Raw genomic sequence first — 17,689 nt, 5'->3', positions numbered from 1 at the left:
TACTGTCATTTAAAAAATCTGCTACATTTCCAGAGTGAAAATAAGACTTATGCTAGCTGTGCTAAATGCTTTAGCGTACGAGGTCTTAAATCTCACCCTCAGAAACAGAGCAGATTTTTATAATTTTTTTCTTTTTGCTGTTTGTAAAAAATTTATTTTGTTGCTTCTGTTAAAGCCATTTCCATACGTTGTCGATCACGTATTAAAATCGGTTTTAAATATTTACCCGTATAAGAGCCAGCCACTTCCATTACTTCTTCTGGTGTACCCGTTGCAACAATGGTACCTCCTTTGTCGCCACCTTCTGGTCCTAGGTCAATAATGTAATCCGCTGTTTTAATAACATCTAAATTATGCTCAATAACGAGCACCGAATCCCCATTTTCTACAAGTCGTTGTAAAACAATTAGTAAACGCGCAATATCATCTGCATGTAAGCCCGTCGTTGGCTCATCTAAAATATAAAATGACTTACCTGTTGAGCGACGATGTAATTCAGATGCCAATTTGACACGTTGCGCCTCACCACCAGACAGTGTTGTCGCAGGTTGACCTAATTTCATATACCCTAAGCCAACATCAACAATCGTTTGTAATTTACGTTGGATTTTAGGGATATTTTCGAAAAACACGACGGCATTTTCAATTGTCATATCTAAAATATCGGCAATACTTTTGTCTTTATATTTTACTTCAAGTGTTTCACGGTTGTAACGTTTTCCATGGCAAACCTCACATGGCACATATACATCTGGTAGGAAATGCATTTCAATTTTAATAATCCCGTCACCCCGACATGCTTCACAACGGCCACCTTTAACGTTAAAGCTAAAACGTCCTTTTTTATAGCCACGTACTTTCGCTTCATTTGTTGTGGCAAACACATCGCGAATATCGTCAAAGACACCCGTATACGTTGCAGGATTGGAGCGAGGAGTTCTTCCTATTGGCGATTGGTCAATATCGATAACCTTTTCCAATTCATCGATCCCGGATACTTCTTTATGTGCCCCTGGCTTTACCTTTGAACGGTTGAGCTTTTGGGCTAATGATTTATATAAAATTTCATTAATTAGTGTTGATTTACCTGATCCAGATACACCTGTTACTGCTACAAATAAACCTAATGGCACATCTACTTTGACGTTCTGTAGATTGTTTTCCTTTGCCCCCACTATAGACAATTTACGCCCATTTGGTTTACGACGCTCTACTGGTAGTGGTATAAACTTCTTGCCACTTAAATATTGGCCTGTTAACGACTGTGGATTATCCATGACTTCCTGTGGCGTACCTGCTGCTACAATTTGACCACCATGTACACCGGCGCCCGGTCCAACATCAATCAGATAATCTGCCGCTAGCATTGTGTCTTCATCATGCTCGACAACAATAAGTGTATTGCCGATATCTCGCATATTTTGTAGCGTACTAATAAGACGGTCATTGTCTCGCTGATGTAGTCCAATGGATGGTTCATCTAAAATATAGAGTACACCTGTTAAGCGAGAGCCAATTTGTGTTGCTAAACGAATTCGTTGTGCTTCTCCACCTGAAAGTGTTCCAGCTGCACGATTTAATGTTAAATAATCTAACCCTACATTCACTAGGAAGCCAAGTCTTTCCTCGATTTCACGCAATACGAGTCTCGCAATTTGCATATCCTTTTCAGATAAATCGAGCTCTTTGAAAAACGTATCTGCCTCCTGAATCGAATACTCTGTTACTTGTCCAATATGTTGATCGCCAATTTTCACAGCTAATGTTTCGGGCTTTAATCGGTAACCTTTACAAGATGGACAAGCTTGCTGTGCCATATATTTCTCCATTTGCTCTCGTACATAATCAGAAGTTGTTTCTTTAAAACGGCGCTCTACATTACGCACCACACCTTCAAATTCAATCATCTGATCTCGTACATTGCCAAATTCATTTTCATAATAGAAGCGAATTTTATCTTTACCAGAACCATATAAAATCTTATCCATCTTTTCTTTAGGTAAATCTTTGACAGGTACGTCCATCGGAATCGCGTAATGATCACATACTGCCTTTAATAGTTGTGGATAATATTGTGAGCTTGTAGGCTCCCATGGTGCAATGGCGTGCTCTAATAATGAACGTTCCCAATCTGGCACGATTAGTTCTAAATCAACCTCCTGCGTTGTTCCTAACCCGTCACAGCTTGTACATGCTCCAAACGGACTGTTAAATGAAAACATACGAGGCTCTAGCTCCCCTATTGAAAAACCACATAATGGGCAGGCATGATGTTCACTAAATAATAATTCTTCATGTTCCATGACATCAACAAGAACGCGTCCTTCAGCTAATCGAAGGGCTGTTTCTAACGAATCACTAAGACGAGCAGCAATCCCCTCTTTAACAACAACACGATCGACTACAACTTCTATCGAATGCTTTTTATTTTTATCAAGATCAATCGCATCATCTAAATCGCGTAATTCACCATCAATCCGTACGCGTACAAAGCCTTGCTTTTTCAAGTCTTCTAGTAACTTGACATGCGTTCCTTTACGACCTGAAATCATCGGTGCCAGTAATTGCATTTTCGTACGTTCTGGATAAACTAATAAACGATCCACCATTTGCTCAATCGTTTGCGATGTAATCTCTATACCATGATTTGGACATATTGGCTTCCCAATACGAGCGAATAGCAAACGTAAATAATCATAGATTTCCGTAACGGTTCCAACTGTGGAACGTGGATTACGGCTTGTCGTTTTCTGATCGATTGAAATGGCAGGCGATAGCCCCTCAATTGCATCTACATCTGGTTTATCCATTTGGCCGAGAAATTGGCGCGCATAGGCAGATAGCGATTCTACATAACGACGTTGCCCCTCGGCATAAATCGTATCAAACGCTAAGGAAGACTTCCCAGAACCCGATAAACCTGTTAACACGACTAATTGATCACGTGGAATTGTGACATTTATATTTTTTAAATTATGTGCTCGTGCGCCTTGCACGACGATTTCTGTATTTTTCACAAGCCAATCACCCTTCTGCTTTCAATTCAAATATTGTATCTCGTAGTTCAGCTGCTCGTTCGAAATCAAGCGCTTTAGCCGCTTCCTTCATCTCTACTTCAAGAGATGCCAACAATTTCTCTTTTTCTGCCTTCGTCAACTTCTTGCCTTTCGTTGCCTTTGTAACATACGATTCCTCTTCCTCTGCCACTTGTGTCGCACGAATAACATCCGGAATCTTTTTGACAATTGTTTTCGGTGTAATGCCATGTTCCTCATTGTAGGCCATTTGAATTGAACGACGACGTTTCGTTTCATCAATCGCCTTTTTCATCGAATCTGTCATATTATCTGCGTACATGATAACATGTCCATTTGCATTACGTGCCGCACGACCAATTGTTTGAATAAGCGAACGTTCCGAACGTAAAAAGCCTTCCTTATCCGCATCTAAAATCGCCACGAGCGATACTTCAGGAATATCTAAACCTTCACGCAATAAATTAATGCCGATTAGTACATCATATGTACCTTTACGAAGTTCACGAATAATTTCAATCCGCTCTAATGTCTTAATCTCTGAATGTAAGTATTCCACTTTTAAGCCCATTTCCTTCAAATAAGCAGATAAATCTTCCGACATTTTTTTCGTCAATGTTGTAACGAGGACACGTTCATTGCGCGCAATACGGTCATGAATCTCGTCAATTAGATCATCGATTTGCCCTTCAATCGGGCGCACGTCAATTAATGGATCAAGTAACCCTGTCGGACGAATAATTTGTTGCACCATTTCTGGCGTATGTTCAAGTTCATATGGACCAGGCGTTGCTGATACATAAATGGCTTGATGAATGTGTCGTTCAAACTCCTCGAAACGCAAAGGACGATTATCTAGTGCAGAAGGCAAACGGAATCCATGCTCCACTAGTACCCCTTTTCGTGCTTGGTCCCCGTTATACATACCCCGTACCTGTGGTAATGTCACGTGACTCTCATCGACAATAAGCAAAAAGTCTTCTGGGAAGTAATCGAGTAATGTGTATGGTGTTGCACCAGCTTCACGCAATGTTAAATGACGTGAGTAGTTTTCAATACCTGAACAAAAGCCCATTTCACGCATCATTTCTAAATCATAGCGCGTACGCTGCTCTAAACGCTGTGCTTCCAATAGCCTATCTTCTGCTCGCAATAACGCAAGACGTTGTTCTAATTCTTTTTCAATATTGTCAATCGCTTTCAGCATTTTTTCTTCGCGTGTAACGAAGTGGGAAGCTGGGAAAATTGCTACATGGTCGCGATCTGCCAATATTTCTCCTGTCAACGCATCGACTTCTCGAATGCGATCAATCTCATCTCCGAAAAATTCCACACGAACGCAATGTTCATCACGAGAGGCTGGGAAAATTTCGACAACGTCACCTCGCACACGGAACGTCCCGCGTGTAAAACTAATATCATTACGTTCATATTGCACGTCTACTAATTTCCGAAGCAATTGATTGCGTTCAATCTCCATACCTGTTCGAATCGATACAACCAATTCGCGATATTCTTCAGGAGAACCTAAACCATATATACAAGACACTGAAGCAATAATGATGACATCATCCCGTTCGAAAAGAGCCGATGTGGCTGAGTGACGCAGCTTGTCGATTTCATCATTAATACTTGAATCTTTTTCGATATACGTATCTGTTTGTGGAACATACGCTTCAGGCTGAAAGTAATCATAATAACTCACAAAGTATTCAACTGCATTATTTGGGAAGAACTCTTTGAACTCACTATATAATTGACCCGCTAGTGTTTTATTGTGGGCCATAATCAGCGTTGGTTTTTTTACTTGCTGAATAACATTAGAAATCGTAAATGTTTTGCCCGTTCCTGTTGCACCAAGCAAAGTTTGATGTCGTTTCCCTTCCCGTACACCCTCCACTAATTCCGCAATCGCCTGTGGCTGATCCCCGTTAGGCTGATATGGCGCCTGTAAATCAAATGTTTGCACGCATGTTCCCGTCCTTTCCTTCCAATTTGTACATTTATTTTAGCATAGCAGTACTAAAATATCGAACATTTAACGAACGAATGTTTGTTATTTTTCTCAATTTCGAATTTCTCACTTTATTACAACGCATTTATTATTTGTCATTACTCGTCACTAATTCTAACGCTATCATTCATTTTTCTAGAAGCTAAATACTTTAGCTCCTTGTATCCATGATTAGATATATACCCATTCTTTAATCATACAATTCTATAAATTTACAAATGACAAAGATAATTATCCTTATTGCCCTATTAATGCAATAAGGCACTTTCTATTTCGTTGCAGACAAAAAAATCCGCTCCCCGTTAACGGAGAGCGGTCTTATCGTATTATTCACTTGCTATTTTGTGTAATGCCTCTAGTTCAGCCGCGTATAGATGAAAAGCCTTTTCATCTCGTTCATCGAGTGTTCTATCTATCAGAACCATTAGCTGTTCTTCACGATGCATACGCTGGATATGATTTAAAAATAAATCTAAATAAATCTCGTTCAATAATTTCTCTGCCTCATCAACTTTTTTCGACTGACCAACGGCTTTTAGAAAATCTGTGTACGAATAATATTTATCCAACGATCTCCACCTCGATCCTTTTCTAAATTATAAGAAAATTCAGACCAAATTGCAACGCTAAACAAAATAAAATCAACTATCATTTATTAGAATTATAGCGTATTTTTAAGCAAATTTCTAAAGAAATAGTATCAATTTCTAGATAATTTCGTTTTTTATCTATATTTTTAGTATTCATCTTTGTCATTTACACTACAAATAAATATTCCCATAAGGAGGCGTTCCATATATATGTCCACAAATTATGTAAATGGTTATTTAATGTCTTTCAATACTTATTTATTACAACCTATTCAACATGAATCGAAAATTTTCACAAGGGTCATCGACAAGCATAATGAGTTAATTGTGACACGCAAGCCTTTGCATGTTTTACGAAAGTCATGCATTTCATTGGGCACAACGTATGAAGCAGCAAAATTTTCTGCGAAACGTTTTTTTGGCAATCAACATAAACTGCCAATTGTTGTTGCATATGATTATGGCTTTCCTTGCATTTTTTTACCAACCTATTCGCCAAACTCTATACATAATATTTGGATTGGACTTCATGCCATTTCAAATATTTCACCAAGCAACGATGGTTGTATTATTACGTTGAAAAATGATATGAAAATTGAGCTTCCTATTAAATACGGCTCGATTAGTAAACAATTTGTCAATGCCTCTATGCTCTATAAACATTATATGGAAGAGCGCAAGCAACTTAGCCATGATGCCCCCTATCACCCTCCATTTTGAGTGCCTGACACCTAGAAAATTCAGAATTGTTTGAGTGACAATTGTTTGAGTGACTGGCACCTTAAAAAACCTCAGAAGCTTATGCCTCTGAGGTTTTCATTCATTATCCGATTTTAGAACGTAAATAGGCATTGATGAATGGATCTATATCTCCGTCCATTACGGCTCCTACATTCCCTGTTTCTTCACTTGTACGATGATCTTTCACCATTGAGTATGGATGGAACACGTATGAACGAATTTGAGAGCCCCAGCCTATTTCCTTTTGCTCTCCACGAATTTCATCAAGTTGTGCTTGTTGCTTGTCAATTTCCAATTGGTATAACTTACCTTTTAACATCGTCATGGCTTTTTCACGGTTTTTAATTTGTGAACGCTCTGCTTGACATTGAACAACAGTACCTGTTGGAATATGTGTAATACGGACAGCTGAATCGGTTGTATTAATATGCTGACCACCTGCACCTGTTGCACGATACGTATCAATTTTTAAATCCTCGGTACGAATATCCACTTCAATATTGTCATCAAATTCAGGCATGACATCACATGATACGAATGATGTATGTCGACGACCTGATGAATCAAACGGTGAAATACGTACTAAACGGTGTACGCCTTTTTCAGCCTGTAAGTAACCGTAAGCATTATGTCCTTTAATAGATAATGTTACCGATTTAATACCTGCTTCATCACCTGGAAGATAATCGACTGTTTCTACTTTAAAGCCACGTTTTTCAGCCCAACGCGTGTACATACGAAGCAACATCGAACCCCAGTCTTGAGACTCAGTACCACCAGCACCAGGATGCAGCTCTAAAATCGCATTGTTATGATCGTAAGGTCCACTTAATAATAATTGCAGTTCAAAATCATTCATTTTTTGTTGGAATTCCGCTAGCTCATTGCCTAGCTCCTCCTGCAATTCTTCATCAGGCTCTTCACGTAATAACTCCAGTGTCATATCTAAGTTTTCATGTGTATCGACTAATTCTTTATATTCATTAACAATGGCCTTCAAGCCATTCCCTTCATTAATGACTACTTGTGCTCCTTGTTGATCGTCCCAGAAACCAGGCTCTAACATCATTTCATCTAATTCCTGAATACGTGCCTCCTTGTTTTCTAAGTCAAAGAGACCCCCTAAAGTCCGCCAATTTAGTGGCTGTAGTGTCTAACACATTACGTACATCTGCTAATTCAATCATTGTTAAATCCTCCGAACATTTTTAATGGATATTATAAGTAAAATCCGTATCTTTTTATTATAGCGTTTTTGAGGCGGAAAACATACTATTTTCAATATCTCCATAGGTTGCGCTTAAAAAAGAGAAAGCCTGAACAAAAAAATAGTAGTACAAACTAGCTTATCTTGTGCTACTACTTTCTTGTGTAATTTCACTAATTTAATTTTCCAAGTAAACTTTTACGCGCTTCCGCATGAATCTTTTGATCACAATGTTCGCAAGTCAAACGTCTATTACGATTCACCTTATAAAGTTGATATTTCCTTGTTCCTTCTAAAAGCTTAAATGGTTTCTTACAACAAATACAAGTCGTTTCGTAATAAATCATCCATTTCCACCCTTTCGTATAAACAAGTATTATTCATTTGTATCCAAATGTAGCCTTTGAACTAAAATAGTCCACTAGAAAATTGCCTGCAATTTTAATAGTTGTTAGCATTTAAAACAGCATGAAGAAAAATAAAGATGCAATCTTACTTCCGAGAGTTATCATGGGGTAATTATGCGTGGTTAATCTCTAGCTCTCATCTTGCTTTGGTTCATCCTCCAATTTAGAATGGATAGCCATTTGTTGAAAAACTTTGACTCGATCAAATTGTACAAGTAAATGCTTTGTACGCTTTTCAAGCTTATATTTTAATAAGAACGCCCTTTGAATACGGTATTCAAATGCTTTTGGGCTAACATCCACAATAATCTCTTGGCCGTTCATAAAGAGCACCTTTGTTTGCTTTTTATCAACTGCGATATAGTCGTCGATATGATGCACAGCAAACCAAATGCATTCAGGATGTAAGGGCGACTTACTAGGGAACCATAAAATATTAAAACGCTCATGGACAACAATAGGATTTTTATTCAGCTTACCTAATATCATCTTAGAGCCATCAAATGCCCCTCGTAGGCTAGATCCAAAATAACGAAGATTAAAATCCATTAATCTCGTAGGTGATAATTTAGAAATATATTGAAAGTCTCTTTCAATTACACGTGTACATAAATTTCCAAAGGCATCATACTCAGGCATATACAACATAGTTTCACTACTCATAATGTCTCCACAATTATAATGCAATGATTACTCCTCCTTAAATATCATGTCTATTAATGTACATGTATCTTGTTGTAACCTATGTACTTCCTCGAGCATACCCTCGAGAGTTTTGTCTACTGAAGATCTATTCACCTCCCTTTTAGCCAAAAAAAGAAAGTTCACGTGGACTTATTGAAATCATTCAGTAATTTGCTACACTATTTACTTTCATTGTACTAAATACCTATTGTTACAATTATTGTATACCCTTAATTATCTATTGTCTATTAATTCTGACTTTTAACTCCATATTTTCTAGGAATAGATAAAAAAAGATCAACTCAACTATCCGTTGAATTGATCTTTTACTATTATTTATTGTCCTGCACCATGACAGTTTTTAAATTTCTTTCCACTACCACATGGGCATAAATCATTTCGACCAATATTTTCTGCCTTACGTACAGGTTGTTTTTTCGGTGCTGGAGAACCGTCTTCTTTCGGATTCACAGCCTGACCTTTGGCAACCTCTTCACGTTCTAAGTTACTGCGGATTTCGGCTTTCATCGCATATTTCGCTACATCTTCACGAATGGAAGCGATCATATCCTCAAACATAGCAAAGCCTTCTTGTTGATATTCGCGTAATGGATCATTTTGACCATAAGCACGTAAGTGTATCCCTTGTCGTAATTGATCCATTGCGTCAATATGGTCAATCCACTTCGTATCAATCGAACGCAATAAGATAACTTTTTCAAACTCACGCATACGCTCTGGTGTAAGCTCTGCTTCTTTTTCATCATAGCGTTGATGCACAGCGTCAGAAATAAGTGCAATAATGTCTTCAGCAGATTTACCTTGGAAATCAGCTACTTTTAATGTACCCTCTTCTAATAGATTTGCGGACACATAATCCTCAATTGCTTTTAAGTTCCAATCGTTCTGCTGCTCTCCTTGTGTATAAAGGCCAACAACATTATCGATTGATTCCTGAATCATGGACTCTACAAGTACACGCATATTTTCTGTTTCTAAAACATCATAACGTTCTTTGTAAATAATCTCACGTTGCTGACGTAAAACATCATCATATTGTAATAAACGTTTACGTGCATCGAAGTTATTACCCTCAACACGTTTCTGTGCTGATTCTACAGCTCTTGATACAACTTTCGATTGTAATGGTTGAGAATCATCCATTCCTAATCGCATCATCATCGACTTCATATTGTCAGAGCCAAAACGACGCATTAAATCATCTTCCAACGACAGGTAGAATTGCGTAACCCCTGGATTCCCTTGACGTCCAGAACGACCACGTAGCTGATTATCGATACGACGTGATTCGTGACGTTCTGTACCGATGACTGCTAAACCACCAATTTCTAATACACCTTCACCAGGTTTAATATCAGTACCACGACCAGCCATATTCGTTGCAATCGTAACGGCACCTTTTAAACCAGCATTGGCGATAATTTCCGCTTCGCGTTCATGGTTTTTGGCATTCAATACGTTATGTGGAATTTTATGTTTATTTAGCAACTGCGAAATAATTTCCGATGTTTCAATTGCAACTGTACCGACAAGGACAGGTTGTCCTGCCTTATGACGTTCAGCAATGTCAGCCGCCACCGCTTTATATTTCCCTTCCATCGAAGCGAAAATTAAATCTGGACGGTCATCACGCGCGATAGGCTTATTCGTCGGAATCGCAATAACACTCATATTGTAAATATTACGGAACTCTTCTTCTTCTGTTTTCGCTGTACCTGTCATACCCGCAAGTTTCTGATACATACGGAAATAGTTTTGGAATGTAATTGTAGCCATTGTCATCGATTCATTTTGAATCTCAACGCCCTCTTTAGCTTCAATTGCTTGATGGAGGCCATCCGAATAGCGACGCCCTTTCATTAAACGTCCCGTAAAGCCGTCAACAATGACAATTTCGCCATCTTGGACTACATAGTCAACATCATTATGCATACTCACATGTGCCTTTAGTGATTGGTTAATAGCATGATTTAATCGGACATGTGTTAAATCAAATAAATTGTCGATACCAAATGCTTTTTCGGCTTTTTCTACACCAGCATCCGTTAACGTAACACCTTTTGTCGACTCTTCATATGTGTAATCTGTATCTGCACTTAACATGCGGACAAATGCATTCGACTGCTTGTACAATTGTGCTGATTTCCCAGCCTGACCCGAGATAATTAATGGCGTACGTGCTTCATCAATTAAAATCGAGTCAACCTCATCGATAACAGCATAGTGTAACGGACGTTGCACACGTTCTTCTTTATAGAGCACCATATTATCACGTAAATAGTCAAACCCTAACTCATTGTTTGTACTATACGTAATATCCGCTTCATATGCAGCGCGCTTCTCTTCTTTTGACAAACTGTTTAAATTTAAACCTACAGTAAGGCCTAAGAAATTATACAGTTGGCCCATCTCAGCAGCGTCACGACTAGCCAAATATTCATTGACTGTCACAACATGCACGCCTTTGCCAGTAATAGCATTTAAATAAACTGCCATCGTCGCAGTTAACGTTTTACCTTCACCGGTTTTCATCTCTGAAATATTACCTTCATCAAGTGAAGCAGCACCCATGATTTGAACGCGGAAAGGATACATGCCTAATACACGTTTCGACGCCTCACGACTCACCGCAAAAGCTTCAGCACGAATAGAATCTAATTTTTCGCCATCTGCATAACGCTTTTTAAATTCTTCTGTCTTCGCTTGTAGTTGGTCATCTGAAAGCTGTTCCATTTGAGAAGCGAATCCCTCAACTTGGTCAGCGATTTTTTCTAATTTTTTTAACTCACGTTTATTGAAATCAAATAATTTATTTAATAGGTTTGCCATGAATATTTTTCACTTCCTATACGAGTCTCAAATTTCATTTTACCATTGTGTAACAGTTTCATGCAAACAGTGTCCTTAAAGCACTAACTGAAATGGGATAAAGTAAGTTTAATTCATTAAATTACAATTATCACCATTTGAGATAATTGTACAGCATATTTCATAAAAAACCTCCCGCTATAGCGAGAGGTTAACAACAGGTAAAAATAAATATTTCTTTTTGTTACTAACTTTTTAATAAAACAATCATATGAGCCATCGTTGAATAACCGCTCTCGTTAAGCATTTCGCGAACATTTTGTAAATAAGCTAAATCATGTTCAATTGTTTTAGCATAGGATTGAATTAGTTTAATGACCAACTCAGTAGTCAATCCTTTATGATGCCCTGCCATTCCAATTAAATGAAGCTTAATGATTGAAATATTTACCGATAACATAACAAAACTCTCAAATAAATTAGGCTGATCAAATGGGAATAAATTTTTAAATACATAATTTACAGCATAATTTTCAAGTATATATTCGTACTCTCTCATAAATGGAACATAATATTCGGTATAAAATCTCTTATACAATAAAATAGAATCATTAATATCTGTTTCATCATTTAGCTGTAAGGAATTTATCATATCATTCACACAGTCCAAATAACGTTGGCTCGAAATGCCACCCATTAAACGATAACTCAAAAGTTCTTTTGCCATATTCATTTGAAATGATAGATTTTCTGGTAAATTCAATAATAATTGAATTTGCTCTTCATCATTTATAATATTTTTATATCGAGTCATTACAGGTTCTAATTGTATTGCCCAATCCTTTATTGGTATTTCACCTATTTTTTGGAAAAACATGCCAATCACTATTAATCGCACATCTAAAGATTGCTTACGATTTTGTAACATTTCGATTGTAAACATTCTTAATTCCCAAAAATGTGGTTTTTCTTCGGAATCTAGTTTCGCATCAACTAATATATTTTTTTTTGTTTGCTCTTCATCAATGATAAAATTAATGCCTGCCTCATTAAGTAACAATAAACGTACTGCCTCTGGACAGGAAGGTGTCAAACTTTTCTCAAGACGATTATCAACTTCCTTTATAATTCTTGGATATACCGAACATGTATGACACAAAAACTCTTCACCAAGTTCTGCCTGTATTTTGCACCAACCATCTTCAGTCAGCATAGTACATACATTATTTTCAGTCATTTTAATTTTCCCATAAGAAAAATCTGATGGATTTGAACGCTCTCTAGTTATGTATTTTTTTAATTCTTCTTTAATCCCTGGCTTACTAATATTACGATATTTTTGAAAGGTTGTTTTATCAACAGCGACTTTCCAACCTGCACAACAAGTATCTTCACATGAAGCACCTATACATGAAAACTTCGTTAAATATTCAGGTATTAATATTTCTCTATGCATACATCACACATCCTTAGTTATTATTAATTTTATCTTAATAAAAAAACTCCCGCCAATGCGAGAGTTCTTTTTACTATTTTAATGTTTAAGTTGTTTCGATTAAGCCGTACTTGCCATCTTTACGTTTATAAACAATGTTTGTACCATTTGATTCAGCATCAGTGAAAATATAGAAATCATGTCCTAACATATTCATCTGTAACACCGCTTCTTCTTGGTCCATCGGTTTTAAATCAAATTGTTTTGTACGTACAATAGAATACTCGTCATCCTCTGTTACTGTATCAGCTACAGCTTGTGTTGTAGCAAAATAAAGTCCTGCACCTTCACGCTCACGGAATTTACGGTTTACTTTAGTTTTATGTTTGCGAATTTGTCGTTCTAATTTATCGACAATTAAATCGATCGCAGCATACATATCGTTATGACGTTCTTCTGCACGAAGTGTTAAGTTTTTCATTGGAATTGTAACTTCCACTTTTGTTTGTTTGTCATTGTAAACCTTTAAATTTACGTTAGCATTGGCGTTAACATCTTCGTTAAAATAACGTTCAACTTTTTCGATTTTATTTTCAACATACTCTCGAATAGCTGGAGTTACCTCAATATTTTCACCGCGAATGTTAAAGTTTAACATGTAAACTCCTCCTTTATAACTGCTATACTTTATATTTCTACACAAGTGTGTGAAATTCCTCTAAAATAATTCTTTTTTTCACAAGAAATTTTAAGAATTGATTTTTTTCATCTTGGCTTCTGCTGCCTCTTTTTTACGGCGGGCTTTTAGCTCATCAACAATCAAATCCTCAACAGCACCCTGATTATTGAAAAACACACCATATTGTTTCCCATTGCCAAAAGGACGACTCCAAATGACCTCTCCGTATACACGAATTTCTCTTGTATCCAAAACAAAACGCAAATCAAGCGGAGACGGACGGAAACCTAAATCTACCTCAGTAAACATTTTTAATCCCCTCGGACTAATATCTAATAAATCGGCCATAGCCGTTTGTGCATGGTCCACTTTGCCATTCTCATATATCGCAAAAGTCATATTAACAGGCTCTTCAAACTTAAAACGGAAGCCTTCTTGACGTTTAAATTTCATTTTCCCCACTCCAATACTTTTCAAACATTTCGATAGCTTGATTATGACACGAATGCACGATTTCCATCCAGAGGGAATTAGTAACATATTTTACCGTTTGATAGCATAATTTATGACTATATCGTTTCATGCCGTCAATCTTTTAATGATTCTGTTTCATTGTTTATAACATACCATTTAAATATTACATAATTTTAAAATACATTAATCGGAAAAAGTGCTGAATTTAAAATATTTGAATACTATTATTGAAAAGTAAATGGAAAGATTATCCGAACAAATTGTAATAAAATTAAAAAGTATGAGTTCGGTACAATTCCGAACCCATACTAAATATTACAAATGAAATGATTCCTATATTATTCAATTTTAAAAAGGCATACAGGAAATAACTTAAGGGATCATTCAAAAATAAGCGATTAGATCATTTCTTGCCATCATAGTATCTACCATCTATGGAACTTACATTACTATATGGATTTAAATAGACTTGTTCAGACTTTTTGGACTGTTGCAAGTTTCTCATATCTGTTTTAATTGTATCCATTACTTTTTTTAGTCTCCCCTGAATACCTGCATCCAATTTAATTAAATGTGGTGTTAACTGATGTCCATCTAGTGACACACTATTAGAAGACATCACTTCCTCAAGAAGTTGGCCACGTTTTTCTAGAAATTCATCAATTTTTTCAATGTATTGATCACGTTCATCGCCATCTGGTATAACAGTTAAATGTTCATAAAGCTGCGCTGATGTCGCAAGTAATTTTTCAACTGGCCCCATCATCACACTTGGTTTCCATTTCCATACTGTTGTTGACGATTGATACGTAGAACTTCCTTCCACGTATCTCGGAATTCAGTAACTAAACCTTCAACTTCTTCAATAATAGCAATATCATTTTTTATGTTTGCTTCAACCAAGCGTCTATTCATATATTCATATAGTGCTAACATATTTTTTGAAATTTCGACATTCATATTCAAGGTTGTTATAAATTCGCTTATAATAGCTTGTGCCTTTAATAAATTCGTGTTTTTTTCTTGAATTTTCTTTTCTTGAATAGCCTGTTTAGCCTTTGCTAAGAACTTTAAACAACCATTGTAAAGCATTAATGTTAGCTCGCCTGGCGATGCTGTAGTAACACTATTTTGTTTATAAATATTATGGGCTGATGTTTGTGCTGCCATTCAAAGACAACTCCTTTTTATTACCTTTTAACTAAATTATACTAAAACTATTACTACTGTCCACTAAATTGTGAGAACATACCGGATTGTGAATTTGCTTTGTTAATTGCTTTCTCCATTGCACTAAATTGTTTCCAATAGCGACTCTCAATATTTTCTAATTTCGTCTTCCAAATATCAATTCGTTTTTCCATATCAACGAGATTTTTCCCGATTGTATAAGAATTATCTACGCTTGAAGCAAGTCCGGCTTTTTTCTCAATATCATTAGAAAAAGTCTTCATGGAACTACGTAATTTTAGTAAAAATCCTTGTGTATTAGCTGTTACCTCTTGCCCATTTACTGTTACTTTTTCTTTTACATCACCTTTATTTGTAAATAACGCAGTTACTGCATCCGGATCTTCTTCAATTGCCTTACGTAATTTCAATTCGTCAATTTCTAACGTACCACCGTCATTGTATGATTTAGAAGATGTAATACCGATTTTATATAACGTATTAAAATTTGGATTTGATACAGCAGGATTCGCTTCATAGACCAACCCACGCATATCGGATAATCCACCTCGCAACATTGAATCACTACGTAAAAGGCCACTCTTTGCTTTTTCTTCCCAAAGCTTAATTTCATTTTCTGACATTTCTTTTCGTTGCTCATCTGTTAAAGGAGCATACGAACGATATCTCTTCTCTTTTGTTTGCTCGTTAATATCTTTAACTAGTCCATTATAAGTCGTAACAAATTCTTTAATCTTAGTCATCATATCATCAACATCTGTAGATGATGTCATTGTTACAGGAGGTATATATGGTGCAGTAGAAGGCTTACTAGCTTCTGCATCTGCAGCAGCTTGAGCAGCAATTAAATTTGCTTCAGCTTGTTTTAAACGCTCATCGCCAGCATTAAAATTATTTTGTGCTTGTACTTTCAATGCTAATTTTTCGTCATAAGGAATTTGCACTACTGCAACTTCTTGATATTTCTGAAGATCTACATCACTTATATCTTTTAAAGATTGCTTTTGAGCATCACTTAACTTTGATAAATTTGTTTTCAATGTTCCATCTGGAAGACTATCTATTGAAGCATTTAAAGTTTCTTTACTAGAAAAATCAAAACCTTTAATTGTAGTAATATCAGAAGCTGACAAGCCACTTAGAAATTCCTTATTTAATGAATTATAAGTCTTCAAAGATAAATCTTTAATAGCAGCATCTTGGAATTTACCTAGCTGTGTCTCATCTAATGTTTCCACAAGTAATAAATCATCTTTGCTTAGATTTCCAAGTTTCGTTTTCAATTCTGGTGAAAAATCAGGGCTGTTATTGATTGTCGCTTTAATCGTTGCCTCATCAGCGTTTTGATCAATCGTTAGATTTTGTAATTGCGTCATTTCAGCAGCAGTAAGTGATTTAAAAAATTCGCTGTTATTGATTTGATTAAATGCTTCTTGTTCAGTAGAATTTAAGCTATTTTTAAATACTTCATCAAATTTATCTAAATATGGTTGTTTTACTGCATCAAAATTAGCGATAGCTGTATTTAATAGATTCTGTAACTGATTTTTACTAATCTGAGCATTATCGCGTTCTTCTTTAGCTGCCTTTAAATTTTCAGCAATAGTAGTAGATGCGTTAAATGTTTCTTTTAATGTTACAGAGTAACCAGCAATAGAAAATGTATTAGAATTTTTTTCAGTTGCAATACCGTTCACTTGTAAAACAGCATTTTGACCATTATTAGCTAAATCCCCTGAAGTTGCACCTACTAGAGAACTAAAACCAAGTTTACCGAAAACATCCGCACCAGCTTCTACTGTTATTTCAGCTCCTGTGCCAAGTTTATTATCTCCAGTATTTTTTGCTGTTATTGAAAGTTTACCGTTTTCAAATAAAGCATTAACTCCCGCATTACTACTATTAATTTTTTCAACAAGCTTAGAAACCGTTGTTGTATTTGGGTCAAATTCAATTGTTGTCGCTTGCTCTGCTAATTTCCCATTAGCTTGAATTGCCTTTAACTCAATTTTGCCATCTGTAATGCCTAGTTCTTGTAATGTTGTATTACCTGTAGCATTCACTTGTTTATCGCTAACACCACGAGCAGCCGAAGCCAATTGTGATACACCTTCAATAGATAATGAACCAGATGCTTGCGAAGTGGCAGTAGCAGACACATAGTTAGAATTTGATGACGTTGCAGTTTTTTTGTTGAAGCCTTTTAGTAATAAATTATCAGCTATATAAGTATCAAATGTTTTTAACTTTGCATTAATGCTACGATATGCATCTCGTGTCCATTCAGTTGTTTGCTTTTTTTGTTGTAATTTAGTGAGTGGAATTTTTTCTGCCGCCATTAATTTTGATACTAATGAATCAATATCCATTCCTGAAGCTAATCCACCAATTCGGTTTACCATT

The 17,689-nt window shown here is 36.3% G+C and carries 13 protein-coding genes; 1 reads left to right on the top strand and 12 read right to left on the bottom strand.

Features of this window, described 5'->3' with window-relative positions:
* Nucleotides 1-152: 152 nt before the first annotated feature.
* From uvrA to I5435_RS03110, 3 genes are all read right to left on the bottom strand, one after another.
* On the bottom strand, nt 153-3,017 hold the full coding sequence (gene uvrA, locus I5435_RS03120) for an excinuclease ABC subunit UvrA (protein WP_229388610.1): 2,865 nt from the start codon (nt 3,015-3,017) through the stop codon (nt 153-155).
* Nucleotides 3,018-3,024: 7 nt separating this feature from the next.
* The gene (uvrB, locus tag I5435_RS03115; protein WP_337983246.1) at nt 3,025-5,004 is read right to left on the bottom strand and encodes an excinuclease ABC subunit UvrB; all 1,980 of its coding nucleotides are present in this window, start codon (nt 5,002-5,004) and stop codon (nt 3,025-3,027) included.
* 371 nt (nt 5,005-5,375) lie between these two features.
* Complete coding sequence (locus tag I5435_RS03110) at nt 5,376-5,618, bottom strand: IDEAL domain-containing protein (protein WP_024362495.1); 243 nt, start codon at nt 5,616-5,618, stop codon at nt 5,376-5,378.
* A 231-nt stretch (nt 5,619-5,849) separates the two neighbouring features.
* On the opposite strand from I5435_RS03110, the gene I5435_RS03105 reads away from it, so the two are divergent.
* Entirely contained in the window at nt 5,850-6,359 is a 510-nt protein-coding gene (locus I5435_RS03105) for a competence protein ComK (protein WP_108029431.1), read from the top strand.
* 103 nt (nt 6,360-6,462) lie between these two features.
* Here the strand turns inward: I5435_RS03105 and prfB are convergent.
* The 9 genes from prfB to fliD form a co-directional block, all read right to left on the bottom strand.
* Nucleotides 6,463-7,567, bottom strand: a protein-coding gene (gene prfB, locus I5435_RS03100; protein ID WP_370510640.1) for a peptide chain release factor 2 whose coding sequence is annotated in 2 segments (ribosomal slippage) — nt 6,463-7,491 and nt 7,493-7,567 — 1,104 coding nt in all. Because the reading frame shifts where the segments join, the coding sequence is not laid out codon by codon here.
* 556 nt (nt 7,568-8,123) lie between these two features.
* Nucleotides 8,124-8,681: a competence protein ComK gene (locus I5435_RS03095; RefSeq protein ID WP_337983245.1), complete on the bottom strand. Its 558-nt coding sequence runs from the start codon at nt 8,679-8,681 to the stop codon at nt 8,124-8,126.
* Nucleotides 8,682-9,014: 333 nt separating this feature from the next.
* Nucleotides 9,015-11,528 carry a preprotein translocase subunit SecA gene (gene secA / locus I5435_RS03090; protein ID WP_337983244.1) on the bottom strand — a complete coding sequence of 838 codons (2,514 nt, stop codon included), beginning with the start codon at nt 11,526-11,528 and terminating at the stop codon, nt 9,015-9,017.
* Nucleotides 11,529-11,754: 226 nt separating this feature from the next.
* Nucleotides 11,755-12,963: a flagellin lysine-N-methylase gene (gene fliB / locus I5435_RS03085; protein WP_337983243.1), complete on the bottom strand. Its 1,209-nt coding sequence runs from the start codon at nt 12,961-12,963 to the stop codon at nt 11,755-11,757.
* 85 nt (nt 12,964-13,048) lie between these two features.
* Nucleotides 13,049-13,600 carry a ribosome hibernation-promoting factor, HPF/YfiA family gene (gene hpf, locus I5435_RS03080; protein ID WP_025218652.1) on the bottom strand — a complete coding sequence of 184 codons (552 nt, stop codon included), beginning with the start codon at nt 13,598-13,600 and terminating at the stop codon, nt 13,049-13,051.
* 90 nt (nt 13,601-13,690) lie between these two features.
* Nucleotides 13,691-14,074 carry a PilZ domain-containing protein gene (locus tag I5435_RS03075; RefSeq protein WP_069510633.1) on the bottom strand — a complete coding sequence of 128 codons (384 nt, stop codon included), beginning with the start codon at nt 14,072-14,074 and terminating at the stop codon, nt 13,691-13,693.
* A gap of 424 nt (nt 14,075-14,498) precedes the next feature.
* The gene (locus tag I5435_RS03070) at nt 14,499-14,861 is read right to left on the bottom strand and encodes a flagellar protein FliT (protein ID WP_081327905.1); all 363 of its coding nucleotides are present in this window, start codon (nt 14,859-14,861) and stop codon (nt 14,499-14,501) included.
* Nucleotides 14,861-15,265, bottom strand: a complete 405-nt coding sequence (gene fliS / locus I5435_RS03065) for a flagellar export chaperone FliS (RefSeq protein ID WP_069510635.1) — start codon at nt 15,263-15,265, stop codon at nt 14,861-14,863. Before fliS ends, I5435_RS03070 begins: the two co-directional genes overlap by 1 nt.
* A gap of 53 nt (nt 15,266-15,318) precedes the next feature.
* Nucleotides 15,319-17,688 carry a flagellar filament capping protein FliD gene (gene fliD, locus I5435_RS03060; RefSeq protein WP_337983242.1) on the bottom strand — a complete coding sequence of 790 codons (2,370 nt, stop codon included), beginning with the start codon at nt 17,686-17,688 and terminating at the stop codon, nt 15,319-15,321.
* Nucleotide 17,689 lies beyond the last annotated feature (1 nt).

This window comes from Lysinibacillus sp. C5.1, from assembly GCF_016350185.1.
GTDB classification, from domain to species: domain Bacteria; phylum Bacillota; class Bacilli; order Bacillales_A; family Planococcaceae; genus Lysinibacillus; species Lysinibacillus sphaericus.
The sequence above is the reverse complement of the archived record's forward strand: the minus strand, read 5'-3'. Positions and strand labels throughout refer to the sequence as shown.

Excerpts from the sequence above, each read along its gene's own strand:
- fliS (WP_069510635.1), bottom strand. The coding sequence starts at position 15,265 with ATGGCAGCACAAACATCAGCCCATAATATTTATAAACAAAATAGTGTT.
- I5435_RS03105 (WP_108029431.1), top strand. The coding sequence starts at position 5,850 with ATGTCCACAAATTATGTAAATGGTTATTTAATGTCTTTCAATACTTAT.
- I5435_RS03075 (WP_069510633.1), bottom strand. The coding sequence starts at position 14,074 with ATGAAATTTAAACGTCAAGAAGGCTTCCGTTTTAAGTTTGAAGAGCCT.
- fliD (WP_337983242.1), bottom strand. The coding sequence starts at position 17,688 with ATGGTAAACCGAATTGGTGGATTAGCTTCAGGAATGGATATTGATTCA.
- fliB (WP_337983243.1), bottom strand. The coding sequence starts at position 12,963 with ATGCATAGAGAAATATTAATACCTGAATATTTAACGAAGTTTTCATGT.
- I5435_RS03070 (WP_081327905.1), bottom strand. The coding sequence starts at position 14,861 with ATGATGGGGCCAGTTGAAAAATTACTTGCGACATCAGCGCAGCTTTAT.
- secA (WP_337983244.1), bottom strand. The coding sequence starts at position 11,528 with ATGGCAAACCTATTAAATAAATTATTTGATTTCAATAAACGTGAGTTA.
- hpf (WP_025218652.1), bottom strand. The coding sequence starts at position 13,600 with ATGTTAAACTTTAACATTCGCGGTGAAAATATTGAGGTAACTCCAGCT.